22 protein-coding genes are annotated in these 22,656 nt (G+C 63.8%); 11 read left to right on the top strand and 11 right to left on the bottom strand.

The window, feature by feature from the left end; genetic code table 11:
- Window positions 1-15: 15 nt before the first annotated feature.
- The 5 genes from adk (at window position 16) to rpsT (ending at window position 4,960) form a co-directional block, all read left to right on the top strand.
- The gene (adk, locus tag HV753_RS10260) at window positions 16-672 is read left to right on the top strand and encodes an adenylate kinase (protein ID WP_175174341.1); all 657 of its coding nucleotides are present in this window, start codon (window positions 16-18) and stop codon (window positions 670-672) included.
- A 135-nt stretch (window positions 673-807) separates the two neighbouring features.
- Entirely contained in the window at window positions 808-1,566 is a 759-nt protein-coding gene (locus HV753_RS10255; RefSeq protein ID WP_175174340.1) for a 3-hydroxyacyl-CoA dehydrogenase, read from the top strand.
- Between the two features lie 108 nt (window positions 1,567-1,674).
- A complete protein-coding gene (gene murJ, locus HV753_RS10250; RefSeq protein WP_175174339.1) occupies window positions 1,675-3,234 on the top strand; it encodes a murein biosynthesis integral membrane protein MurJ in 1,560 nt (519 codons plus the stop codon).
- A gap of 192 nt (window positions 3,235-3,426) precedes the next feature.
- Complete coding sequence (locus HV753_RS10245) at window positions 3,427-4,389, top strand: FecR domain-containing protein (protein ID WP_175174656.1); 963 nt, start codon at window positions 3,427-3,429, stop codon at window positions 4,387-4,389.
- A 307-nt stretch (window positions 4,390-4,696) separates the two neighbouring features.
- Complete coding sequence (gene rpsT, locus HV753_RS10240; RefSeq protein ID WP_025135824.1) at window positions 4,697-4,960, top strand: 30S ribosomal protein S20; 264 nt, start codon at window positions 4,697-4,699, stop codon at window positions 4,958-4,960.
- Between the two features lie 173 nt (window positions 4,961-5,133).
- Here the strand turns inward: rpsT and HV753_RS10235 are convergent, their stop codons facing one another.
- Window positions 5,134-6,051, bottom strand: coding sequence for a LysR family transcriptional regulator (locus HV753_RS10235; protein ID WP_175174338.1), 918 nt, complete (start codon window positions 6,049-6,051; stop codon window positions 5,134-5,136).
- Window positions 6,052-6,164: 113 nt separating this feature from the next.
- On the opposite strand from HV753_RS10235, the gene lysA reads away from it, so the two are divergent.
- Window positions 6,165-7,397: a diaminopimelate decarboxylase gene (gene lysA, locus HV753_RS10230; protein ID WP_175174337.1), complete on the top strand. Its 1,233-nt coding sequence runs from the start codon at window positions 6,165-6,167 to the stop codon at window positions 7,395-7,397.
- A gap of 55 nt (window positions 7,398-7,452) precedes the next feature.
- On the opposite strand, the gene garL is transcribed toward lysA, so the two are convergent.
- From garL to HV753_RS10205, 5 genes are all read right to left on the bottom strand, one after another.
- A complete protein-coding gene (garL, locus tag HV753_RS10225) occupies window positions 7,453-8,220 on the bottom strand; it encodes a 2-dehydro-3-deoxyglucarate aldolase (protein ID WP_175174336.1) in 768 nt (255 codons plus the stop codon).
- A 28-nt stretch (window positions 8,221-8,248) separates the two neighbouring features.
- On the bottom strand, window positions 8,249-9,250 hold the full coding sequence (locus tag HV753_RS10220) for a Bug family tripartite tricarboxylate transporter substrate binding protein (protein ID WP_175174335.1): 1,002 nt from the start codon (window positions 9,248-9,250) through the stop codon (window positions 8,249-8,251).
- Window positions 9,251-9,338: 88 nt separating this feature from the next.
- Window positions 9,339-10,451, bottom strand: coding sequence for an Ldh family oxidoreductase (locus HV753_RS10215; RefSeq protein WP_175174334.1), 1,113 nt, complete (start codon window positions 10,449-10,451; stop codon window positions 9,339-9,341).
- Window positions 10,452-10,528: 77 nt separating this feature from the next.
- Window positions 10,529-11,302, bottom strand: coding sequence for a FadR/GntR family transcriptional regulator (locus HV753_RS10210; RefSeq protein WP_175174333.1), 774 nt, complete (start codon window positions 11,300-11,302; stop codon window positions 10,529-10,531).
- Window positions 11,303-11,405: 103 nt separating this feature from the next.
- Window positions 11,406-12,335 (bottom strand): dihydrodipicolinate synthase family protein, encoded by a 930-nt coding sequence (locus HV753_RS10205; protein WP_175174332.1) that lies wholly within the window; start codon window positions 12,333-12,335, stop codon window positions 11,406-11,408.
- A gap of 220 nt (window positions 12,336-12,555) precedes the next feature.
- On the opposite strand from HV753_RS10205, the gene HV753_RS10200 reads away from it, so the two are divergent.
- The 3 genes from HV753_RS10200 to HV753_RS10190 all read left to right on the top strand — a co-directional run bounded on the left by HV753_RS10200 (window position 12,556) and on the right by HV753_RS10190 (window position 15,660).
- Entirely contained in the window at window positions 12,556-13,557 is a 1,002-nt protein-coding gene (locus HV753_RS10200) for a Bug family tripartite tricarboxylate transporter substrate binding protein (RefSeq protein WP_175174331.1), read from the top strand.
- Window positions 13,558-13,631: 74 nt separating this feature from the next.
- On the top strand, window positions 13,632-14,600 hold the full coding sequence (locus HV753_RS10195; protein ID WP_175174330.1) for a Bug family tripartite tricarboxylate transporter substrate binding protein: 969 nt from the start codon (window positions 13,632-13,634) through the stop codon (window positions 14,598-14,600).
- Window positions 14,601-14,703: 103 nt separating this feature from the next.
- Window positions 14,704-15,660 (top strand): 2-hydroxyacid dehydrogenase, encoded by a 957-nt coding sequence (locus tag HV753_RS10190; protein ID WP_175174655.1) that lies wholly within the window; start codon window positions 14,704-14,706, stop codon window positions 15,658-15,660.
- A 129-nt stretch (window positions 15,661-15,789) separates the two neighbouring features.
- Here the strand turns inward: HV753_RS10190 and HV753_RS10185 are convergent, their stop codons facing one another.
- From HV753_RS10185 to radA, 3 genes are all read right to left on the bottom strand, one after another.
- A complete protein-coding gene (locus HV753_RS10185) occupies window positions 15,790-16,029 on the bottom strand; it encodes a hypothetical protein (RefSeq protein WP_175174329.1) in 240 nt (79 codons plus the stop codon).
- Window positions 16,030-16,225: 196 nt separating this feature from the next.
- Window positions 16,226-17,005, bottom strand: a complete 780-nt coding sequence (locus HV753_RS10180) for a sulfite exporter TauE/SafE family protein (RefSeq protein ID WP_175174328.1) — start codon at window positions 17,003-17,005, stop codon at window positions 16,226-16,228.
- A gap of 97 nt (window positions 17,006-17,102) precedes the next feature.
- Window positions 17,103-18,464, bottom strand: a complete 1,362-nt coding sequence (gene radA, locus HV753_RS10175) for a DNA repair protein RadA (RefSeq protein WP_175174327.1) — start codon at window positions 18,462-18,464, stop codon at window positions 17,103-17,105.
- 427 nt (window positions 18,465-18,891) lie between these two features.
- Here radA and HV753_RS10170 point away from each other — a divergent pair, with 427 nt between their 5' ends.
- The gene (locus tag HV753_RS10170; protein ID WP_175174326.1) at window positions 18,892-19,533 is read left to right on the top strand and encodes a hypothetical protein; all 642 of its coding nucleotides are present in this window, start codon (window positions 18,892-18,894) and stop codon (window positions 19,531-19,533) included.
- A gap of 121 nt (window positions 19,534-19,654) precedes the next feature.
- The gene (gene hpaR / locus HV753_RS10165; protein WP_175174325.1) at window positions 19,655-20,119 is read left to right on the top strand and encodes a homoprotocatechuate degradation operon regulator HpaR; all 465 of its coding nucleotides are present in this window, start codon (window positions 19,655-19,657) and stop codon (window positions 20,117-20,119) included.
- 2 nt (window positions 20,120-20,121) lie between these two features.
- Here hpaR and hpaD read toward each other — a convergent pair whose 3' ends face one another.
- Both hpaD and hpaE read right to left on the bottom strand, forming a co-directional pair.
- Window positions 20,122-20,973 (bottom strand): 3,4-dihydroxyphenylacetate 2,3-dioxygenase, encoded by an 852-nt coding sequence (hpaD, locus tag HV753_RS10160; protein ID WP_175174324.1) that lies wholly within the window; start codon window positions 20,971-20,973, stop codon window positions 20,122-20,124.
- A gap of 26 nt (window positions 20,974-20,999) precedes the next feature.
- The gene (gene hpaE / locus HV753_RS10155; RefSeq protein WP_175174654.1) at window positions 21,000-22,466 is read right to left on the bottom strand and encodes a 5-carboxymethyl-2-hydroxymuconate semialdehyde dehydrogenase; all 1,467 of its coding nucleotides are present in this window, start codon (window positions 22,464-22,466) and stop codon (window positions 21,000-21,002) included.
- Window positions 22,467-22,656 lie beyond the last annotated feature (190 nt).

Below are 22,656 nucleotides of genomic sequence, written 5' to 3'. Positions count from 1 at the left end.
CCATCAGGAGCACTCATGCGTCTCATCTTGCTCGGACCCCCCGGCGCCGGCAAAGGCACCCAGGCCGCGTTTCTCACCCAACACTTCGGCATTCCCCAAATCTCCACCGGCGACATGCTGCGAGCCGCGGTGAAGGCAGGCACGCCGCTGGGTATTGAAGCCAAGAAGGTCATGGATGCCGGCGGCCTGGTTTCCGACGAGATCATCATCGGCCTGGTGCAGGACCGCCTCAAGCAGCCCGACTGCGCCGGCGGTTACCTGTTCGACGGCTTCCCCCGCACCATCCCGCAAGCCGACGCGCTCAAGAGCGCCGGCGTCAAGCTGGACTACGTGGTGGAAATCGAAGTTCCTGAAGAAGACATCATCGAACGCATGAGCGGCCGCCGCGTGCACCAGCCCAGCGGCCGCAGCTACCACGTGCGCTTCAACCCGCCCAAGGTGGCAGGCCACGACGACGTCACCGGCGAAGAACTGATCCAGCGCGACGATGATCGCGAGGAAACAGTGCGTCACCGCCTGTCCGTGTACCGCGAACAAACGCGCCCCTTGGTCGACTACTACTCGACCTGGGCACAGCAGAACGCCGCCGAAGCCCCGAAATACCGCAAGATTTCGGGCGTGGGCGCCGTCGACGAAATCAAGTCGCGCCTGTTCGAGGCCGTCAACAGCTGATTGGCGCATTGATGGCCCAAAGGCCTTCGGCGCCGGCCGGGACGCGATGCGTTCCAGCCCCGGCCCGAAGGCTTTGTCACATTCGGCGCCCGCCGCGCCGCATTCATCCCCTTGAACTGATCTGGTGGTAGAAACATGGAAATCGCGAACAAGGTATTCATCGTTACGGGCGGCGCGTCCGGCCTGGGTGCAGGCACCGTGCGCATGTTGGTGGAAAACGGCGCCAAGGTCGTCATCGCCGATGTGCAAGACGAGCCGGGCCAAGCCCTGGCCAAGGAACTCGGCCAGGGCTACGTCCATTGCGACGTGACTCAAGAAGCCGACGGCAAGAGCGCTGTCGCCGCGGCCCTGGAACTGGGCAAGCTTTTCGGCCTGGTGAACTGCGCGGGCGTCGCCCCTGCCGCCAAGATCGTGGGCAAGAACGGCGCGCATCCGCTGGACCTGTTCCAGAAGGTCGTGTCGATCAACCTGATCGGTAGCTTCAACATGATGCGCCTGGCCGCCGAGGCCATGAGCGCCAACACGCCCGAACCCACTGGCGAGCGTGGCGTGATGATCAACACGGCATCGGTTGCCGCCTTTGACGGCCAGATCGGCCAAGCGGCTTACGCCGCATCGAAGGCAGGCGTGGCCGGCATGACGCTGCCGATCGCCCGCGATCTGTCCAAGACCGGCATCCGCTGCATGACCATCGCCCCGGGCATCTTCGGCACCCCGATGATCTTCGGCATGCCCCAGGAAGTGCAAGATTCGCTGGCCGCCAGCATCCCCTTCCCCGCCCGCCTGGGCCGCCCGGAAGACTACGCCAAGCTGGTCCACAGCATCATCACGAACGATATGCTGAATGGCGAAACCATCCGCTTGGACGGCGCCATCCGCATGCCGCCGAAGTGATGTAGTACAAAGGCAGGCCCACGTCGTGGGCCGCCTTTTTTGATTCATAGCACCCTAGTTCCACGCAGTCGCTTCGGGCCGGCCCGCACTTTTTTCAGTAGTCCATCCATGAGCCTGTTTCGTTCGGCAGCCACGGTCAGCAGCTTCACGTTGCTGTCCCGCATTTCCGGCCTGATCCGCGACATCCTGGTCGCCCGCGCGTTCGGCGCCGGCCCCCTCACCGACGCCTTCTGGGTCGCGTTCCGCATTCCCAACCTGTTGCGACGCCTGTTCGCCGAGGGCGCTTTTGCCCAGGCCTTCGTGCCCATCCTGGGGTCCGCGCGCAACAACCGCTCTGAAGAAGAAGTCCGCACGCTGCTTGACCGCGTGGCCCTGCTGCTGACGGCAGCCCTGATGCTGATCACGCTGATCGGGATCGTCGCCGCGCCCTGGGTCGTGTCCGCCATGGCCAGCGGCCTGCGCGGTGCCGCTCGCGATACCGAATTCGGCGCCGCCGTCTGGATGACGCGGATGATGTTCCCCTACATCTTCTGCATGTCCTTGATCGCCTTCGCCTCGGGCGTGCTCAACACCTGGCGCCGCTTTGCCGTCCCGGCGTTCACGCCGGTGCTGCTGAACCTGGCCATGATCGGCGCCTGCATCTGGCTCGCGCCCCGCATGGATGTCCCCATTTACGCGCTGGCCATCGGCGTCATGATCGGCGGCGTGGCGCAATTGGCCGTGCAATGGGTCGCCCTGTCGCGGCTGGGCCTGACTCCACGCTTTTCCCTGCGTTTCCGCCAGGCGTGGGCCGATCCCACCGTGCAGCGCATCCTGAAGCAGATGGCTCCGGCCACGCTGGGCGTCTCGGTGGCGCAGATATCCCTGCTGATCAATACCAACATCGCCACCTGGCTGACGCCGGGCAGCGTGACCTGGCTGTCATTCGCCGACCGCCTGATGGAATTCCCCACCGCGCTGCTGGGCGTCGCCCTGGGCACGGTGCTGCTGCCCAGCCTGTCGGCGGCGCACGCCCGCGATGACCACGGCGGCTATAGCGCGCTGCTGGACTGGGGCCTGCGCCTGGTACTGCTGCTGGGCCTGCCCGCCGCGGTCGGCTTGGCGCTGTTGTCGGACGGCCTGGTCGCCACGTTGTTTCACTATGGCGCGTTTGCTGCGCAAGACGTGATGCAGACCCGGCTGGCCGTCATGTCGTATTCCGCTGGCTTGATCGGCCTGCTGGCGGTGAAGATCCTGGCGCCGGGTTTCTATGCCAAGCAAGACATCCGCACGCCAGTCAAGATCGCGATTGGCGTGCTGGTCCTGACGCAGCTGATGAATCTGGTGCTGGTGCCGTTCATGGCTCACGCGGGCCTGGCCCTGGCCATCGGCCTGGGTGCCTGCCTGAACGCACTGGCGCTGTTGATCGGGCTGCGCCGCCGTGGCGTGTATCAGCCCGCCCCTGGATGGGCGGTATTCACGCTGCGCCTGATCCCGGCGCTGGCCGCGTTGGCCGCGCTGCTTTGGTATGCGGACGGCCGGATCGACTGGATCGGCTTGCAAGCCCACGCGGGCCAGCGGGCGGCCTGGCTGGGCGGCGTCGTGGCGGCTAGCGGACTGGTCTACTTCGGGATGTTGTTACTCTTTGGCTTCCGAATTAAGGACTTTGGACGACGTCCAGCCCGCTAAATCCGGCACTTCGACCAACATTCCTATCCAAAAGCCGGCTTTATGCCGGCTTTTTGCATTAGATTCGTCAAGAATTGACAAGCGGGCCGTAATCTTTGGTAAAAAACCTTTATTATTTACAAATTGCCAACGAAAGGATCCCCGTCAGCACGCATGCGGGAAAATGAAGTGAAGTACGCCCAAGGACAACCCATGGCGGACCAGGTGATCAATTGGTTGCTGCTGCTGCGCTCCGGTAAAGCAACAGCGCAGGACTACAACGACTTCCTGGCGTGGCGTGCGGCTGACCCTATCCATGAGAATGCCTGGCAACAATTGACAGGCACCCTCTCAGGATCGACGTTCGGCCGACTTGGCGACGCCTACCCCGCTGGGTACGCCGCCGGATCGCCCGCACAGCCCCTGATCCCTCCGCCCCCGGCCATCGTGCCGCCCCGCCGCCGCTTTTTGACCGGCGCGTTGGCGCTTGCCAGTACGGGCGCCTGCGCAGCGTACGTCGGCAACGCCTTCTATCCATTGAATAATGTTGCGGCAGATGCCGCCACCGCCACGGGCGAACGACGCCGTTACGTGCTGTCAGATGGCAGCCAATTGCTGCTGGACGCGCGTAGCCGCGTCAATCTGGACTTCACGCCCGCCTACCGGCAGGTCCGCCTGCTGGATGGCGCAGTGACGGTATCCGTTGCTCCTGATGCGCGCCGCCCTTTCCTGGTACAGACCGCCGAAGGCACTGTGCGCGCCCTGGGTACGCGGTACATGGTGCGCCAGCAGGCACAACGCACGGTCGTGGTGGTGCATGAACACGAAGTCGAGGTGGAAACCATGTCGGGCGCCCACGGCACCGTGCGCGCCGGCACCGGCGCCCGTTTCGATGCGTCCCGAATGGATACTCCCCGCGCCGAACTGATGGCTGAGGCCGCATGGGAATCTGGCTGGGTCGATGCCCGCGGCCGCCCGCTGGCCGAAGTCATCGCCGCGCTGCGCCCCTACCGCAGCGGCACGTTGCGCGTGTCCATGGCGGCCGGCGGCTTGCCCGTTTCGGGCCATTTCCCGCTGGACGACACCAATGCGGCGCTCGACACCCTTAAAGACATGATGCCCATCAGCGTCCGCCGCTATACGCCCTGGTTCGTGTCCATCAACGTCGCCACCTGACAACGCTTCACCCCGGGCCTGTGCCTACAGCCCGCTTCGTTGTATACTCAGTACCGTGTTTTTATCCAGTAGGCGCCGCGGGTTTTTCCTCAAGGCTTTTTGAGGACCATCCGCCAGGGTTGTCCAGCTACAAGGACTCGAAGTTTGGGAATTTCCCACCAAGAGTTCTCTAGCCCAGGAACTGCTCCCTTAGCGCCCCCCGCCCGGTTGACGGGCGCTCCATCGGTAGATCAAACATTAAAAGCTTGCAATCCCATAGGGACTTGCTACAATGTTCGACTTTGCCGAATTCAACTTACATAGCAACATGGCCAATACCGCCCAAGCCCGCAAGCGCGCTCGCCAATCCGTTGAGCGCAACAAGCACAATTCCAGCCTGCGCTCGATGCTGCGCACCGCCATCAAGCGCGTTCGCCAATCCATCGCCGCTGGCGACAAAGCTGCGGCTGGCGACGTGTTCCAGAAGGCCTCGAGCGTGATCGATCGCGTGGCTGACAAGAACATCATCCACAAGAACAAGGCTGCTCGCCACAAGAGCCGCCTGGCTGCCGCTATCAAGGCGCTGGCCTAAGATTCTGCCGCCCCATCTTTTTTGGGGCGTCATGAATACGGCAAATGAAGAAGGATGCCCCTGGGCATCCTTTTTTGTTGCCTGATCGGTATGCGGCCAGTGGCACGCCGCGCCGTCGCTTGCCCTCTGTTTCGCCCCCCCGTTCCCCCGCCCTCCGTAGCCTCGTGCCCGCCCTATTGCGCCATGCTGGACGCCAGCCTGTCCTTGATGGCCGTGGCCGCCTCGACCAGAGACGCCGTGAATGCGTCCACCAGCGGGTTCGCCGGACGATGTTCCGGAAAAACCAGGTTGACGCGGAAGGGAAACGACTGGCCCAGCGGACGGATATGCAGGCCACGGCCTGAAAAATCCAATGCCGTCAGCGGGTTCACGATGGCCAGACCCAGCCCCTGGCGTACAAACGTGCACACGGACACCGCTGTCGGCGTTTCAACGATCGCGCGCCGCAACACGCCCGCTTCAGCGAAAGCCTCGTCGATCTGGATCCGATAAGGATCACTGGATGACAGACTGACAAAGGCCTCCCCCTCGAAATCAGGCAGATCAATCGTCGGCTTCGCCAGCAACGGATGACCGTCAGGCAATACGCATACCTCATCCACTTGCAATAGCAACTGCACGCGCGTGCCGGCCGGCGCCGCGTCGTGTTCGGTCAAGCCCAAGTCATAGCGCTGCGCGGTCAGCCATTCCTCCAGGAACGGCGATTCCTGGGCTTCAACCGACAGACTGACCCCGGGATGCCGATCGTGGAAGCGCCGGAAAGCATCAGGCAGGATGGAATGCGAAAACGCCGGCAAGGCAATCACCGATAGCTGGCCACCCCGAAAGGCCCGCAATCGGGCGGCGGCGGACGCCACCCGCTCCAGGCCAACATAGGACTGCCTGATTTCATCGTAAAGCGCCAGGGCCGGCATGGTGGGCCGCAGCCGTCCATGCACACGTTCAAACAACGCAAACCCGATGCCCTGCTCCATCCGCGCCAGCTCACGGCTGACCGTTGGCTGCGACGAGCCCAGCAACTCGGCCGCCCGGGTCACGCTACCGGCAATCATCACCGCCCGGAACACTTCGATATGCCGATGCGTCAGCATGGATCACTCCATATCAAGAATGAATGGATCTTTGAACTTTAGGCATTTTACTGGATGCCTTGAAACAGGCATCATGCCGCCTGGTTTCCATTCCCCATCAAGGTCCGCCCGTCATGGCATTCGATCCCCGCCAACTCACCCAACTCGCCACCCAGCACGGCACGCCGCTGTGGGTATACGACGCCGCCGTCATCCGCGAACGCATCGCGCAACTGCGCCGCTTCGACACTATCCGCTATGCGCAGAAAGCCTGCTCCAACCTGCACATCCTGCGCCTGATGCGCGAGGAAGGCGCGGTGGTCGACGCCGTGTCGCTGGGTGAGATCGAACGCAGCCTGGCCGCTGGCTTCGAGCCGCAAGGCGAGCCCGAAGGCATGGTCTTCACCGCCGACCTGATCGACCACGCCACGCTGGCCACGGTGCTCAAGCACGGCATCACCGTCAACGCCGGCTCCCTGGACATGCTGGACCGCGTGGGCCAGGCCTCGCGCGGGCATCGCGTCTGGCTGCGCATCAACCCCGGCTTTGGCCACGGCCATAGCAACAAGACCAATACGGGCGGCCCGCAAAGCAAGCATGGCATCTGGATCGATGACGTGGCCGAAGCCGTGTCCATCGTGCGCCGCCACGGCCTGAAGCTGGTGGGCATCCACATGCACATCGGTTCGGGCGTCGATTACGGCCACCTGTCCAGCGTGTGCGACGCCATGGTCGACGTCGTGCGTTCGCTGGACCATGACATCGAAGCCATCTCGGCCGGCGGCGGCCTGTCCATCCCCTACCGCGACGGCGAACCGCGCATCGATTGCGACCATTACTTTGAACAATGGGACGCCGCCCGCAAGCGCGTTGAACAATTCCTGGGCCATGCCGTCCGGCTGGAGATCGAACCCGGCCGCTTCCTGATCGCCGAAGCCGGCGTACTGGTGTCGGAAGTGCATTCGATCAACCGTCGCCCCGAACGCGACTTCGCGCTGGTGGACGCAGGCTTCAATGACCTGATGCGGCCGGCCATGTATGGCAGCTATCACCGCATCTCGGTGCATGCGCCCGATGGCAGCCAACCCCAAGGCGTGCCGGAAACGCGCATCGCGGTCGCCGGCCCGCTATGTGAATCGGGCGACGTGTTCACGCAGGACGAAGGCGGCGTCATGTCGGACCAGTTGCTGCCGCAACCGCGCATCGGCGACTTCATGGTCTTTCACAATGCGGGCGCCTACGGGTCGTCGATGTCCTCGAACTACAACAGCCGGCCGCTGGCTCCCGAGGTGCTGCTGGACCAGGGCGAAGCCCGCTTGATCCGCCGCCGCCAGACCGTCAGCGAACTGCTGGCGCTGGAAGCGTAAGCCAACAAAAAGCCCCGCCGACCACCATCGCGGGGCTTTTTTTCACGCAGGCATTTCAGGTTGGGAAAGCATCGCGCAGCGCGAACGTCGCCTGCTTGAACACACCCAAGTCCGTCCCCACCGCGACGAAGTGCATGCCCATGTCCAGGTAACGGCGCGCGTCCGCGTGCACGGGCGCCAGGATGCCCACGGCCTTGCCCTGCGCCGTGACCCGCTGGTGCAGGTGGCGAATGGCCTCTTGCACTTCCGGGTGGCCCGGGTTGCCGATATGGCCCAATGCCGCGGCCAAATCGGAGGGGCCGATAAAGACGCCATCCACGCCTTCGACCGACGCGATCTCATCGACCGCATCGATGCCCGGCCGACTTTCGATCTGCAACAGCACGCAGATGTTGTCGTTGATGGTCTGTAGATAGTCGGGCACCGTGCCATAGCGGTTGCTGCGCTGCGCGCCCGCCACGCCACGGATGCCCTGCGGCGGATAGCGCGTGGCCGCGACGGCCAGGCGCGCGTCGGCCTCGGACTCGATGAACGGGATCAGCAAGTTATAGAACCCGATGTCCAGCAGACGCTTGATCTGCACCGGGTCATTCCATGACGGACGCCCGACGGCGGCGCTGCCGCTGCCCTGCAACGCTTGCAGCTGTTGCAGGAACATCGGCACTTCATTGGGCGAGTGTTCGCCATCCAGAAGCAGCCAGTCGAAGTCGGCCAGCCCGACAAGCTCGGCCGTGATGTGGCTGGACATGCACATCCAGAATCCGATCAGGCGTTCACGGGCCAGGATGCGTTGCCGGAAACGGTTAGGTAAGGGTGAGTTCATTGCCGCCTTCGTTTTGCAGAAAATAGAGTTAGTCCATGCGGGCGCCGGACGCCTTGGCGGCCTTGCCCCACTTCGTGATTTCGTTGTCGACAAATGCCGAGAATGATTTCGGATCATCCCCCACCACCACGAAGCCCACGCTCTCAAGCTTTTGCCGGATGTCGGGCGAAGCCAGCGCCTTCACCGTGGCTTGGTTCAGGCGCTGAATCACGGCGGGCGGCGTCTTCGCGGGTGCGGACAAACCGAACCACGACTCCGCCGAGAAACCGGGGTAGCCGGATTCCGCCACCGTTGGCGTATCAGGGTAAGCGGGGTTGCGCTTGGCGCTGGCCACGGCCAACGCACGCAGCTTGCCGGAGGTCACCTGCGGCAGCAGCGTGTCCTGATTCAGGAACATCACCGAGACACGCCCACCGATCATGTCGGTGATCGCGGCCGCGCCGCCCTTGTATGGCACATGCACCAGATCGATCTTGGCATCCTGCTTCAACATCTCCATGGCCAAATGGCCCGACGAGCCGCTGCCCGAGCTGGCATGCGTGTATTTGCCCGGATTCTCGCGCGCCAGCCGGATGAAGTCCGCAAACGTCTTGCCAGGAAACTCCATATTGGCAACCAGCACGTTCGGGCCCGTCGCCAGCAACGAGATATGCGCGAAGTCGCTGTTGCGATACGGCATGTTCTGGTAGACCGCATAGCTGATGGCGTTGGACCCAACGCCAGACAGCAGCAAGGTGTAGCCGTCCGGCTCGGCCTTGGCCACGACGTCCGAGCCGATGTTGCCGTTCGCCCCGCCCTTGTTTTCAACGATGACGCTTTGGCCCAGTTCCTTGGAAAGTTCGGCCGCCAACAGCCGGCCCACGGAATCCGTGCTGCCACCAGCCGGGAACGGCACCACCAGCTTCACGGGTTTCGCGGGCCAGGCTCCGGCCTGCGCCATCGCGCCGCCAGGCAGCAGGGTCAGCGCCCCGATCGCCGCGGCAGCCAGGATGGCAAGGCGTCTGTGCGCCCGGAGTTTGTTCTGTTGCATGGTTGTCTCCTCATGGTTTTTGTAGGTATGGCGCCCGGTGTCCGGGTCTGTGGTTATCGCTGTATTCGGTACGACGAAGCGGGACGATTCACATATCGTCCAGCAAATACGGCGTGCCAGCGCGCTCGCAGATGCCGCGCAGGCGTTCGGCCAGGGCGGCGGAAATCGGGATGCCCTGGCGCAAGCGTCGTGCGCGTTCCGCCGCTTCCGGTTCGCCAGCCACCAGCACGGGCTCTTCGGGATTGGCGGGCGGCGTGTCGTGCAGGGCATCGATCATGTCGTCCATATCGGATTCAAAAGAACCCGCAGCGCGGAATGCATCGGGATTCAGCGCCAGGAAGAAATGCCCCACATCATCGGGCTCGCCCGGACGGCGCGTCGGCGCGCGGCGCGCGGCGAAGGCACTGCCACTGAGCGTGCCGCCCAGGATCTGCGCCATCATCGCCAGGCCGTAGCCCTTGTGGCTGCTCATTGCGGAGGTGCCGCCCAACGGCGTCAGCCCGCCTTCCGGCCGCTTGAAGATGAACTGCATGGCGGCATCGGCGTCCGTGACCGCCGCTCCCTGCCCGTCCACCGCCCAGCCCGGAGGCAACGGCTTGTCGAGAAAATCGTAGACCTTGACCTTGTTGGCCGCGACCGTGGTCGTCGCCATGTCCAGCACAAAGGGTTCGTTGTGCGCCGCGGGCGCACCGAACGCGATGGGATTGGTGCCCAACATGGGCATGGCGCCGCGCGTGGGCACCATGATGACGCCGTTGGCGCTGCTGGTGACCAACCCGACCACGCCGCGCTGCACCGCGATGCGCGCATAGACGCCGGCCGCGCCAAAGTGATGGGAGTTGCAGACGGACACGGCGCCCACACCGTGTTCCAGGGCCTTGTCGACCGCCAGATGCATGGCTTGCGACGCCACCGGGTAGCCCAGACCGCCCATGCCGTCGATCAAGGCGCTGGCGCCACTGTCGCGCAAGACTCGCGCCCGCGCATCCAGTCGCAATGAGCCGGCACGCCACTTTTCCTCGTAAGACGGCAGCATCGAAATGCCATGGGAATCAATCCCCAGCATATCCGTCTGCGCCATCAGGCCCGCCGTGGTGTGCGCCAGGTCCTCATCCATGCCCCAGGCTTGCAGCACCTGCAAAATCTGCTCGCGAACCTGCTCTACCGGCACGCCCTTGGCTATTGCTCCATTCCCTTGCACTCGTAGTCTCCGTTGGTCGTTGATGTGTGGTGGCGGGCTCAGCGGCGGATCACGGACGCAGATGTCAGGCGCGGCCGTCAGTCCCGCTCGCGGTCCACCAGGCGATGCCGCGCCTGCCCCAGATGGAACTGCATGGCGACGCGGGCGCGCTCGCTATCTTGCTCGCGGATGGCGTCCAGGATGGTGGCGTGCTCGTCCACGACGCGCTGGGCGCGTTGCCGGGAACCCGTCCGCGTCAGGCTCAAGGTCAGCCGCATGAAGCCGTTGATGGATTCGTGGATGCTCTCCAGCACGCCCAGATAGAAATCGTTGCCGCTGGCTTCGGCAATGCTGGCATGAAAGGCCAGGTCGGCCTCGGGCGAGACCTGGCCGTGCGTCAGGCTATCGGCAAACGCCGCGTGCGCATCAGCGATCTTCTTCAGCTGTTCGTCCGTGCGCCGCAACGCGGCCAAGCGTGCCGCGTCGCCTTCCAGCGCCACACGCACTTCTTGCGCGCGCAGATAGGCACTGACGTTCTGCACATCGTTGAAGGTCTTCAACCTTGGCGCGGGCTGGTGGCTGACGAAGGTGCCCAAGCCCTGATGCGCGGTGATCAAGCCATCGGCGCGCAGACGCAGCAGCGCTTCGCGGACAACTGGCCGCGACACGCCAAAGCGTTCCGAGATCTCGTTTTCGGAAGGCAGCTTGTCGCCTACGTTCAATCCGCCGGACACGATCTGTTCAAAAATCTGTCCGTAGACTTGATCCGCCAGCCGCACCCGGTGCCCGCGTTCAAGCACGGGCGAACCGGCCGCATCGGACTCGACGGGCGCCTGTGGCTCGGATGACGTTGGTGCTTTGGATCTGGCCACGAAACCTCCTGAATGCTTAGGCCCGTTCACCGTTGCGGGAACAGCGCCCATCGTACTGCCAACAGGCGATTCAACGGGCAGCATGCGGCCATTGCGCAGACGGTCAGGCCGCCACGGCTTCCTTGTCCCAGGCCGCCAACGCGCGCGCCACGGGCGCCACGCGGTCACGTTCGGCGCTGGAAATACCGGTCAGAAGCGGCAGCATCGGCCCCATGTTCGCCACGCCCGACAGGGTCACGGCGTCATGCAGCACGCGAATGGGGCTGATGCCGTCGCGGCAGTCTTCCAGCCCCAGATAGTGCTGACGCACGGCTTCGGCCTCGTCGTAGCGGCCTTCGCGCAGCAGGTGCAGCAGGCGCATCGATCCGCGCGGCGCCACGCAGACCGAGCCGGACGTGAAGCTCTTCAGCCCAAAGTCGCGATAGTGGACGATGGCCGGGCGTTCGCCAATGCCGCTGACGACCCAGCGCGCGTCCACCGATTGCAAAAATGAAGACAGATAGGCGTCCTTCTCCGGACGCTCCCGCACCACGGCATATTTGAATGCCACGATGCGGCCTTCCTCGATCAGGCGTGCGGCCGTTTCCGGCGACAGATAGTCGGCTGACTTGATGTAGATCACGGCGGGTTTGCCCAAGGCATCGGTAAAGCGCCGCACGCCATCGGCCAGCCCGGCATCCGTGTACGGAAACGACATCGGAAGCAGCATCGCCGTGGGGAACGGGCGCGAACGCAGAATCGCCGCCTGATCCATCATCTTGCCGTAATCCGGCCCCACCGACGGCAGGATCCATGTGTCCGAACCCGCCAGGCCCGCCAGCATGTCCACGATGCGCGCGTACTCGCTGACGCCCACGTTGTAGAAGTTGGCGTTGCCGCCATACATGACGTTGCGCACGCCGCCGGCTTCCAGATGCCCCAGCAGTGCCTTGTTGGCCGCTTCGTTCAAGGACAGATCGTCGTGTCGCGCCAGCGGCGGCACGGCAATGACGGAACGTTGCAAGTCCTGGGCGGACACCGGGGAAGTTTTCATGGACGGGCTCCTGGCAGATCCAGTTGTCAGATGAGTAAGCTGAAAAAAGTATACTTGGTTGACAAGTATATTCTCAATACTTATATTTGTTTGACAAGTAGAACGGCAGCAAAACGCAGGGTGCGGCATGCGCCTGGCGCGCTTCAAACCTCGGGCGACGCCAGGGGTGAATTCCCCACAAACGATGCGCGGCCACGCGCACACCGAGGAGACACGTTCCATGCAAGCACCCCCCGTGCATCGCCGCTTGTTCACCGCCGCCTGTTTGGCGGCCACGGCCTTGATGCTGCCGGCCGCAGCGTCCGCCGCCGATTACCCCGATCGTGATGTGAAGATCATCGTGCCCTTCCCCGCAGGCGGCACGGCAGACATCGCCGCCCGCGTCGTGGCCGCCGAATTGGGCAAGAGCTGGAACAAGTCCGTGGTGGTGGACAACAAGGCAGGCGCAGGCGGAAACGTCGGCAGTGCCGAAGCCGCGCGCGCGCCCGCCGATGGCTACACCTTGCTGATGGGCACCGTGAGCACCCATGCCATCAACCAGTCCGTCTACGCCAAGCTGCCCTATGACCCGGTCAAGGACTTCGTGCCCGTGACGCTCGTCATCCCGGTGCCGAACGTGCTTGAATTGAATCCCAAGTTCGCCGACAAGCACGGCATCCGCACCGTGGCCGATCTGATCAAGTACCTGAAGGCCAACCCGGACAGCGTCAACATGGCGTCCACGGGCAACGGCACCTCCACGCATCTCTCGGGCGAGCTCTTCCAAAGCATGACGGGCACGCGCATGACACATGTGCCGTACAAGGGCAGCAGCCCCGCGCTGACCGACGTGATGGGCGGCTCCGCCGACCTCATCTTCGACAACCTGCCGTCTTCCATGGGCTACATCAAGGGCGGCAAGCTGCGGCCGCTGGCGGTCACCACCCCCTCGCGTTCGCCCGCCTTGCCCGATGTGCCAACGATGGCCGAGGCCGGCGTGAAGGGCTACGAGGCGTCCAGCTGGTTCGGCCTGCTGGCACCCGCTGGCACGCCATCCGCCATCGTCGACAAAATCCAGCGCGACGTGGCGACCGCCTTGCAACAAGAACCCGTGCGTGCGCAATTGCAGGCGCAGGGTGCCACGCCATCAGGCAACACTCCCGCCCAGTTCAAGCAATTCATGGCGCAAGAAACCGTGAAGTGGGCCGAAGTCGTGAAAACATCAGGCGCCAAGGTCGACTGACCCGGCGCAGATCCAGGCCCGTGCGAAAAGCGTGAGCGGCGGGCTTTTCATTATCACGCGCACCAGGAGACAACATGAATAAACTGATCTGCGCCATCGCGGCGGGTGCCGTCCTGCTTGGCGGGCCGGCGGTCCAGGCCGCCGGCTATCCCGACAAGCCGGTCACCATGATCGTGCCCTTCGTACCCGGCGGCTCATCCGATATCACCGCACGCTCCGTCACCCCGGCGCTATCCAAGCTGCTGGGCCAGACCTTCGTGGTCGAGAACAAGCCGGGCGCCAACAGTGCCATCGGCGCGCAAGCCCTGGCTCGCAGCACGCCCGATGGCTACACCATGATGGTGGGTTCGATCGGCACGTTCGCCATCAACGAAGCGCTGTACAAGAACCTGAACTACAACCCCAGCAAGGATTTCACGTACTTGACGCAGGCCGTGCGCAACCCCAACGTGCTGGTCGCCGCCACCTCCTTTCCCGTCACCACCGTCGCGGAACTGGTCGCCTATGCGAAGAAGAATCCAGGCAGCGTGTCGTACGCCTCGTCAGGCACCGGTTCGTCCGACCACCTGTCCGCCGTGCTGTTCCGCCAGCGCACCGACAGCACCGGCGTGGACGTGCCCTACAAAGGCGGCGGCGCCGCCATCGCGGACTTGATCGGCGGCCAGGTCAACGTGTCGTTCCAGAACCTGGGCGCGGTGCAGAACCATATCAAGGCGGGCAAGCTCAAGGCGCTGGCCATCACCGGCGATACGCGCGCGGCGGACCTGCCCAACGTGCCCACCTTGGCCGAAGCCGGCATCAAGGACATGGTGGTGTATTCCTGGCAGGGTTTCGCCGTGCCCAAGGGCACCCCGCCCGCAGTGGTGCAGCAATTGTCCAAAGCCCTGCAAACCGCTTTGCGCGATCCGAAGACTGAACAGACGCTGCAAGGCCTGGGCTTTGAAGTCGTGGCCAATACGCCGCAGCAGTTCACGGAATTCCAGCAAGGCGAAGTCAAGCGTTGGAAAGACGTCATCCAGAAGGCCAACATCCAGTTGGAATAAGCCCGCAGGAACTGCTGAGGGGATGCCTGCGGGCATCCCCTCAGCGGATTTCAAGGCTGGATCAAGTAGCATGACCGTTTTCGCCACCCACCCGTACGACAACATGACCACTAAGCAACGCATCATCCAGGTCGGCTCGCTGGCCGGCTCCCCCTCCGCCAACAAGAACCTTGCCGACCGCTATGACGTTGTCGAGCTGTGGAAATTCCCTGACCGCAAAGCCGCATTGGCTGAACACGGCAAGGGCATCACCGCGGTCGTCACGTCGGCCAACTTCGGCGCCAACGCCGAGCTCATCAACGCCCTGCCCGACCTGAAAGCCATTTGCAGCTGGGGCGTGGGTTACGAGACCATTGATGTGGAAGCCGCCCACAAACGCGGCGTGCAGGTCAGCAACACACCGGACGTGTTGACGGACTGCGTGGCGGATCTGGCCTGGGGCCTGTTGATCGCGGGCGCCCGCCGCATGGGCCAGGGTGAACGCTTCGTGCGCGCCGGCCAATGGGGCCAGGTGCACGGCAGCATTCCGCTGGGCCAACGGGTCAGCGGCAAGAAGCTGGGCATCGTGGGCCTGGGCCGCATCGGCGAAGCCATCGCCAAGCGCGGCGTGGGGTTCGACATGGATGTGCGCTATCACAATCGCCGCAAGCGCGACGACATCGCCTACGGCTATGAGGCTTCGCTGGTGGATCTGGCCAAGTGGGCCGACTTCCTGATCGTGGCGACCGTGGGCGGCCCCAGCACGCGCCACCTGGTGAACCAGCCGGTACTGGAAGCGCTGGGCCCCAAGGGCATCATCGTCAACATCGCGCGCGGCCCGGTCATTGATGAAACCGCGCTGGTCGCAGCATTGGACGCCGGCAAGCTGGGCTGCGCCGCGCTGGATGTGTTTGAACATGAACCCAAGGTGCCGGAAGCCCTGATCCAGAGCGACAACGCCGTTGTCCTGCCGCACATCGGCAGCGCCACGCTGGAGACGCGCCTGGACATGGAAAACCTGATGCTGCAAAACCTGCAAGCCTACTTCGACACGGGCCGGGTCATCACGCCAGTGGAATAAGCCCGATCGGCACGGCTCAGAAACGAAAAAGCCTCTCGGTGCCCATACCGAGAGGCTTTCGACTTTCCGGCCCCGCGGGATCGGCAGTCTTCCTGCAAAGGAACTACGTTGGGCTTTACAGCCCCTTGCTTACTTCGCCGGCGTCGTGCTGCCGGAGTGGTCCATCTTCGATGTTGCGCCTGACTTTGCGCCCCCCTGTTTGGCGGACGTTTTATCAGACTTGTGATGCTTGTGCTGCGCCTGGGTCTTGGTTTCGCCCGTCTTGGCCGAGGCATCGGCGCCCGCCGCGAACGCCGAAGGCGCAGCAGCAAGACCGAGGCACAAGGCCGAGGTGGACAAGAACGCAGCAATACGGGAGTGAGTCGTCATTTCATGAACTCCTGAATGTACAAGGCCGAAGCCTTTTCCGACACGGGGCGGCAACATCGCCGCTTACCCCGTACTCCGTTTGAAGGCGCCCCCCGCAGAAGGTTCACGCCGGAACCACAAACTTTCGGTCGCTAACGGTTGGAAATATGCACTGCCCGCCGGGAAGAAGCCCCACGCCACGCACACGATGCGTGGGCTATGCCTCAAATGCCAGCAACGCCACCGTCGCGAAGAGCATCAACGCGAAGCATGCTCTCAGCTTCCGTTCAGGCAGCTTGTACGCCAATCTGACGCCGATCGGCACGAACAGCAGGCTGCCGATGGCAAGCGGCAGACCCACCATCCAACTGGCCTGTCCCGCCCACGCATAAGTGATCAGTGCAATCGTTGAACCCGGAATCACCATGCTCAGCGCCAACGCTTGCGCCGTGGTTTGCGGTAGCCGGAAGATCGTGGTGATGATCGGCACCGCCAGCACGGCCCCACCCACACCGAAGAAGCCGCCCAACGTGCCGCACAGCATGCCCAGCACGCTGGCACGGCGAGGCGTGAAGACTGGCGCCACGCGCTTGTCTGCTTGCGGGCGACGCTCGGCCGGACGGCTTGCGCGCCAGGTTTGCCAAACATAGAACAAGGCGATGAAGAACAGGAAGACGGCAAAGCTCTGGCGCAGCACGCTGGAATCGATGCCCAATGCCAAGCGCGCACCGACCCACGTAAAGACCACGGCGCCGGCCGCGCCCGCGGCTGCGACACGCTTGTCGATCCGCGTCTGCTGATTGTATTTGCGCACGGCCATCGTGATGGCAGGCAGCACCATGATCAACGCGGTGCCCTGCGCCAATTGCTGCGACATCCCCATCAACAGGACCAATGCGGGAATGGCGATCAGCCCGCCTCCGATGCCCAGCACGCCGCCCATGAAACCAATCAGGCCACCCGCGGCCAGGCACGTGGCGATAACAAACAGACTCACGACTTGCTCCAGCAAACCCGGCCTTGTCCAGGATGGGCGATCAGAAAGGGAAATTCAAGAACGGCCGCCTGCCCGCCGCGACGGGCAGCCCGCGATATCAACGCAATTTATCCAGCGCGGCATCCAGCCGGTCCACCGCCCAGATCTCCAGCCCTTCGATAGGCTGGCGCGGCGCGTTGGCCTTGGGGATGAGCGCAATGGAAAAGCCCAGCTTGGCCGCCTCGCGCAAGCGTTCCTGGCCACGCGGCGCGGGCCGGATCTCGCCCGCCAGACCGACTTCGCCGAAGGCGATCAGGCCGCGCGGCAGCGGCTTGTCGCGCAAGGACGACATGATGGCCAGCAGCACCGGCAAGTCGGCGGCCGGTTCGGTGATGCGCACGCCACCCACCGCATTGACGAAAACGTCCTGGTCGAACGTGGTGACACCGGCGTGCCGGTGCAGCACGGCCAACAGCATGGCCAAGCGGTTGCCTTCCAACCCGACCGTCAGCCGGCGCGGATTGGGCGCGTGAGAACTGTCGACCAAGGCCTGGATTTCAACCAGCAATGGGCGCGTGCCCTCTTGCGTGGCCATCACGCAGGAACCCGCCACCTGCTGCTCGTGCTGCGACAGGAACAGCGCGGAAGGATTGGCCACGCCGCGCAAACCCCGGTCGGTCATGGCGAATACGCCCAGTTCGTTGACCGCGCCGAAACGGTTCTTGAACGCGCGCACCAGCCGGAACGACGAATGCGTGTCGCCTTCAAAGTACAGGACCGTATCCACGATGTGCTCCAGCACGCGCGGGCCCGCCAGCGCGCCGTCTTTCGTGACGTGGCCGATCATGACGATGGCAATGCCTGTTTGCTTGGCCAGTCGCGTCAATTGCGCCGCGCATTCACGCACCTGCGATACCGAACCCGGCGCGGCGCTGAGTTCACCGCTATATAGGGTTTGGATCGAATCGATCACGGCGACGGTCGGCTTCTGTTCGGACACGGCAGCCTGGATGGCCTCCAGCCGGATTTCCGCCAGCAGGTTGACGTTGCCCGTCTGCAAGTCCAGGCGACGGGCGCGCAACGCGACCTGCTCGGCCGACTCCTCGCCCGTCACATACAGGACGCTGGTGGTCTGGGACATCGACGCCAAGGCCTGCAACAGCAACGTGGACTTGCCGATACCGGGGTCGCCACCAATCAGCACGACCGCGCCGGCCACCAGGCCGCCACCCAGCACCCGGTCGAATTCGTCCAGCCCGGTGGGTTGGCGCGGCGTTTCACGCGCTTCAATTTCAGACAGGCTGCGCACCGGGCTGGCCGAGGCCAGCGGCGCGTAGCGATGGGACGACGCGGCGGGCGACGACGACTCCACCGTTTCTTCCAGGGTGTTCCAGGCGTTGCAATGCGGGCATTTGCCCTGCCACTTCGGGGTGGTGCCGCCACAGTCGGCGCACACGTATACGGTTCGGGATTTGGCCATGCGCGAAAGTGTACCGGCAACCCACCTTTCCAGCGCGCGCACCGCGCATCAAAGCGCGCGTCCGGACGTCTGATTGCCCCGCCCCGGTGCACGAATCTGTCATTTCCCTTTCACTAACGGGGACAGGCCAAAGTTACATCATGCAAATAGAAGAAATTCCCTGCTGGATTCCGACAAATCGCGCATAATCGACGGGTGCAGCGCATTGTCGAACCGCCCGTTCAGGGCGGCATACCCGGCGCCGAACGCCCTTGTCGGGCGCAGCAACGGGAATCGCGGCGCAATCGCCCTGCGGTCTTTGCCAAGGCCGCATAAACCGGAACAAGACCCCAGCCCAGACGAGACCGCCGGACCACCGGCGCGGTGCAAAGCAAAGGTCAAACGCGGATACGTCCTGCCACCGGGCGTATGCGCGAGGAGTACGCGCATGAGCATTACCTATCGCCCCCCTTTCGATGAAGACGATGAACGGGATCTGCGCGCCTTGTACCGTAAGCCCAGACCCGGGACCAGTCCCGAACTGGACGCAGCGGTACGCCGCAGCTGGCACCCTGGTCACAGCTGGCACCCCGGCTGGGCCGCGGCCGCTTGCGCCGCCATGGTGGCCGGACTGTTCGCCTGGACCGACATGCGCGAAAGCGCCGACATGCAAGACCTGAACGCGCAACTGGTCGCCCCCCACGAAGTTGGCACCAGCGCCGAGCGCTCGCCCGCGCCCACCGCGCTGACCGAGGCATTGACGGACAAGCCAGCCTCGCCGGCCGTCACCCAGCGTGTCGTGGCCCCCCAGAACGACGCAGCCTCCAGCCAGCCGCCAGCCGCCCCCGCCACCTCGGAAGCAGCCGCCCCGGCAACCGCCGAAACGGCTCAGCAAGGCGACGCGGCAACCACGGAAGTCGTGGCGTTCAGTGAGCAGGACATCGAGGCGCGCGTCGCCCACATCCGCTCGCTGGTCCAGGACGATCAGCAAGACGAGGCCGTGCAGGCGCTGCGCGAATTGCAGCAAGGCGCACCCGACTTGACCCTGCCCGACGATCTGCAAGAACTGGCCCAGCAAAACCCGGCCTGACCTGTCCCCCTCTACGGCCATCGGTCCCGCTCAAAAGAGGCGGCATCGATGGCCGTGTCGCAAGTGCGACGCATGCAAATATTGGTCAGAATCTGGACGGCTTCTTGCTAACATAGCCGCCATGAGTCCGAGCTTCCACCACCGCAATCTTCCCCACCTGCTGCTTTACGCGCGCGAAACCCTGATGGCGCATTTCCGCCCCGTGTTGCACGCGGCCGGCGTCACCGAACAACAATGGCGGGTGCTGCGCACCTTGAGCGAAGTGGGCTCGATGGAACCCAACCAGATCGCGCGCAGTTGCCAGATCCTCAGCCCCAGCCTGACCCGCATGCTGGCCGGCATGGAAGAGCAAGGCCTGATCAAGCGCGTGCGTTCCAGCGCCGACCAGCGGCGCCAGGAAATATCGCTGACTCCCAAAAGCAACAAGTTGATTGACCGCATGCGCCCGCAGGTGGATGCGAAGTATCAAGAGATCGAAGGCAAGATCGGCAAGGAATTGCTGGACCGCCTATATCGCGATGTCGACGCCATGGTCGATCTGATCAAGCGCGACGTGCCAGCGTCGCGCGAATCCAGCGACGCCTGATCTCAGGCTGGCACCGGGAAGATCGCATTGATCTGTCCCGTGCCGGAACTGGTGAAGTAATCGGTGACGATCTCCACCGGCTGGTCGTAGCCATCCCATCCCAGCAGTCCCAGCAGCATGGCGGTGTCGTGCATGCCACCCTCGCCCACGCAAAGCTCGGCGTATTCGGGCAGCATCGCGCAGAACGTCTTCCAGTCTCCCTGGCGCCATAGCTCAACCACGCGCAAATCCACCTGACGATAGAACTCGCGGCTGATCCGGTGCATGGCGGCTTCCGGGCTGCCGTTGTCGTTGAAGCGGTGCGACAGCGATCCGCTGGCCAGCACGGCGACACGGCTGTCGCTGGCCTCGATGGCCTGACGCAACGCCGCGCCAAAGCGCCGGCTCTCATCCAACCCGTGCCACGCGCACCACGCGGCCACCGACACCACGTTGAAGCGGCCGTCGCCGTTCATGTAGCGCATCGGCACCAGCGTGCCGTACTCCAGTTCCAGGCTGTCTATTTCGTGCGACCGCGTGCCGACGCCGGCCGCCGTGGCGCATTCGGCGATACGCCGCCCCAGTTCTGGATTGCCACGGTAGGCGTAGTCCATGTCCTTGATGAAATGCGGCAGCTCATTGCTGGTGTAGCAGCCCTTGAAGCGCGCATTGGCGTTCACGTGATAGCCCGCGTTGACCAGCCAATGCACATCCAGCACGACGATCGTGTCCACATCCAGATCACGGCAACGCTGGCCGATCACGCGGTGCCCTTGAATGGCTGCTTCGCGGCAGCCGTGGTGCTTGCCGGGAAGTTCCGACAGATACATGGACGGCACGTGTGTCACCTTGGCCGCCAGCGCGAGCTTACCCATGATGCTTGTCTCCTTGTTCCTAGGACTTATACGCCCCATTTCGGGATATGGTGACTGCCCAGGGACACGCACACGTTCTTGATCTCGGCGAATACTTCATAGCTGTATTCGCCGCCTTCGCGTCCCGTGCCCGATTCTTTCGTGCCGCCAAACGGCTGGCGCAGGTCGCGCACGTTCTGGCTGTTGATGAACACCATGCCCGCTTCGATGCCGCGCGCCAGGCGGTGGGCTCGCCCGATATCGCGGGTCCAGATGTAGGACGCCAACCCGTACTTCACGTCGTTGGCCAAGGCCAGGCCCTCGGCCTCGTCCTTGAACGGGATCAGGCAGGCCACCGGCCCGAAAATCTCTTCCTGGGCACAGCGCATGCGGTTGTCCACATCAGCCAACACGGTTGGACGCACGAAATTGCCACCCGCCAAATGCGCAGGCAAACCCGCAGGCCGGCCGGCGCCACCCGCCAGGATGCGGGCACCTTCCTGTTCGGCCAATTGAATGTAGCCCGTCACCTTTTCCCAATGCTGGCGCGTGATCATCGCACCCACATGGGTTTTCTCATCGCCCGGGTCGCCCACCGCCAAGCGCTCGGCGCGCGCGGCGAATTGACGCACGAAGTCGTCGTAGATGCTCTGTTGGACGAAGATGCGCGAGCCCGCCGTGCAACGTTCGCCGTTCAGCGAAAAGATGGTGAACAACGCCGCATCCAGCGCGCGCTCGACGTCCGCGTCATCAAAAATCAGGACGGGCGACTTGCCGCCCAATTCCATGGAGAACTTCTTGATGCCGCCGGCACTGGACAGAATCTTCTTGCCCGTCACGGTGCCCCCCGTGAACGAGATCGCGCGCACGCCGGGATGGCGCACCAGCGCATCGCCCGCGGTGGCGCCGTATCCCTGCACCACGTTCAGCACGCCAGCGGGAATGCCGGCTTCGCGCGCCAGCATGCCCAATTGATCGGCCGTCAACGGTGATAGTTCAGACATCTTCAGCACGGCGGTATTACCCAGCGCCAGGCAAGGCGCCGTTTTCCAGGTAGCCGTCATGAACGGCACGTTCCAGGGTGACACCAACGCGCACACGCCCACCGGCTGATACAGCGTGTAGTTCAGCATCTGGTCGTCCACCGGATACGTGTGGCCGTTCATGCGCGTGCACACCTCGGCGAAGAAATTGAAATTCTCCGAGGCGCGTGGGATCAATTGCTTGCGAGTCTGCGAAATCGGTAGACCCGTATCCTGGGTTTCCAGATCGGCCAGTTGCGGCACGTTCTGGTCGATCAATTCGCCCAAGCGCCGCATCAGGCGGGCGCGCTCCTTGGCAGGCGTATTGGCCCATTTGGGAAAGGCGTCCGCCGCGGCGGAAACGGCGGCATCGATCTCAGCCTGCCCGCCTGCGGCGACCTCGGCAATGGCTTCGCCAGTGGCCGGGTTATAGGTGACAAAGCGGTCGGGGCTGTCGACCTGCTTGCCGTTGATCCAATGCTTGATGCTCACGTGCGGCTCCTCGTCCATGGCCACGATGGTCATGATCGCCATCAATTTAATTAACACGTTAACATTATGCTTGCGGCGCGCTGCTGTCAATGTCGGGAAACCCCGATCCCGCCCTTATGGCCCAGGGCCTGCTCCGCATTGCTGCGGCAGGCCATTTTCACTATGATAATTAACATGCTAACAATGTGCC

Origin of the sequence: Achromobacter pestifer (genome assembly GCF_902859625.1) — a bacterium.
GTDB lineage: Bacteria > Pseudomonadota > Gammaproteobacteria > Burkholderiales > Burkholderiaceae_B > Achromobacter > Achromobacter pestifer.
Note: the sequence above shows the minus strand (reverse complement) of the source record. Positions and strands in the feature narration are given on the sequence as shown.

Bases quoted from the DNA above. Each gene is read 5' to 3' on its own strand.
- adk (WP_175174341.1), top strand. From the start codon at position 16: ATGCGTCTCATCTTGCTCGGACCCCCCGGCGCCGGCAAAGGCACCCAG.
- HV753_RS10255 (WP_175174340.1), top strand. From the start codon at position 808: ATGGAAATCGCGAACAAGGTATTCATCGTTACGGGCGGCGCGTCCGGC.
- murJ (WP_175174339.1), top strand. From the start codon at position 1,675: ATGAGCCTGTTTCGTTCGGCAGCCACGGTCAGCAGCTTCACGTTGCTG.
- HV753_RS10245 (WP_175174656.1), top strand. From the start codon at position 3,427: ATGGCGGACCAGGTGATCAATTGGTTGCTGCTGCTGCGCTCCGGTAAA.
- rpsT (WP_025135824.1), top strand. From the start codon at position 4,697: ATGGCCAATACCGCCCAAGCCCGCAAGCGCGCTCGCCAATCCGTTGAG.
- HV753_RS10235 (WP_175174338.1), bottom strand. From the start codon at position 6,051: ATGCTGACGCATCGGCATATCGAAGTGTTCCGGGCGGTGATGATTGCC.
- lysA (WP_175174337.1), top strand. From the start codon at position 6,165: ATGGCATTCGATCCCCGCCAACTCACCCAACTCGCCACCCAGCACGGC.
- garL (WP_175174336.1), bottom strand. From the start codon at position 8,220: ATGAACTCACCCTTACCTAACCGTTTCCGGCAACGCATCCTGGCCCGT.
- HV753_RS10220 (WP_175174335.1), bottom strand. From the start codon at position 9,250: ATGCAACAGAACAAACTCCGGGCGCACAGACGCCTTGCCATCCTGGCT.
- HV753_RS10205 (WP_175174332.1), bottom strand. From the start codon at position 12,335: ATGAAAACTTCCCCGGTGTCCGCCCAGGACTTGCAACGTTCCGTCATT.
- HV753_RS10200 (WP_175174331.1), top strand. From the start codon at position 12,556: ATGCAAGCACCCCCCGTGCATCGCCGCTTGTTCACCGCCGCCTGTTTG.
- HV753_RS10195 (WP_175174330.1), top strand. From the start codon at position 13,632: ATGAATAAACTGATCTGCGCCATCGCGGCGGGTGCCGTCCTGCTTGGC.
- HV753_RS10190 (WP_175174655.1), top strand. From the start codon at position 14,704: ATGACCACTAAGCAACGCATCATCCAGGTCGGCTCGCTGGCCGGCTCC.
- HV753_RS10185 (WP_175174329.1), bottom strand. From the start codon at position 16,029: ATGACGACTCACTCCCGTATTGCTGCGTTCTTGTCCACCTCGGCCTTG.
- radA (WP_175174327.1), bottom strand. From the start codon at position 18,464: ATGGCCAAATCCCGAACCGTATACGTGTGCGCCGACTGTGGCGGCACC.
- HV753_RS10170 (WP_175174326.1), top strand. From the start codon at position 18,892: ATGAGCATTACCTATCGCCCCCCTTTCGATGAAGACGATGAACGGGAT.
- hpaR (WP_175174325.1), top strand. From the start codon at position 19,655: ATGAGTCCGAGCTTCCACCACCGCAATCTTCCCCACCTGCTGCTTTAC.
- hpaD (WP_175174324.1), bottom strand. From the start codon at position 20,973: ATGGGTAAGCTCGCGCTGGCGGCCAAGGTGACACACGTGCCGTCCATG.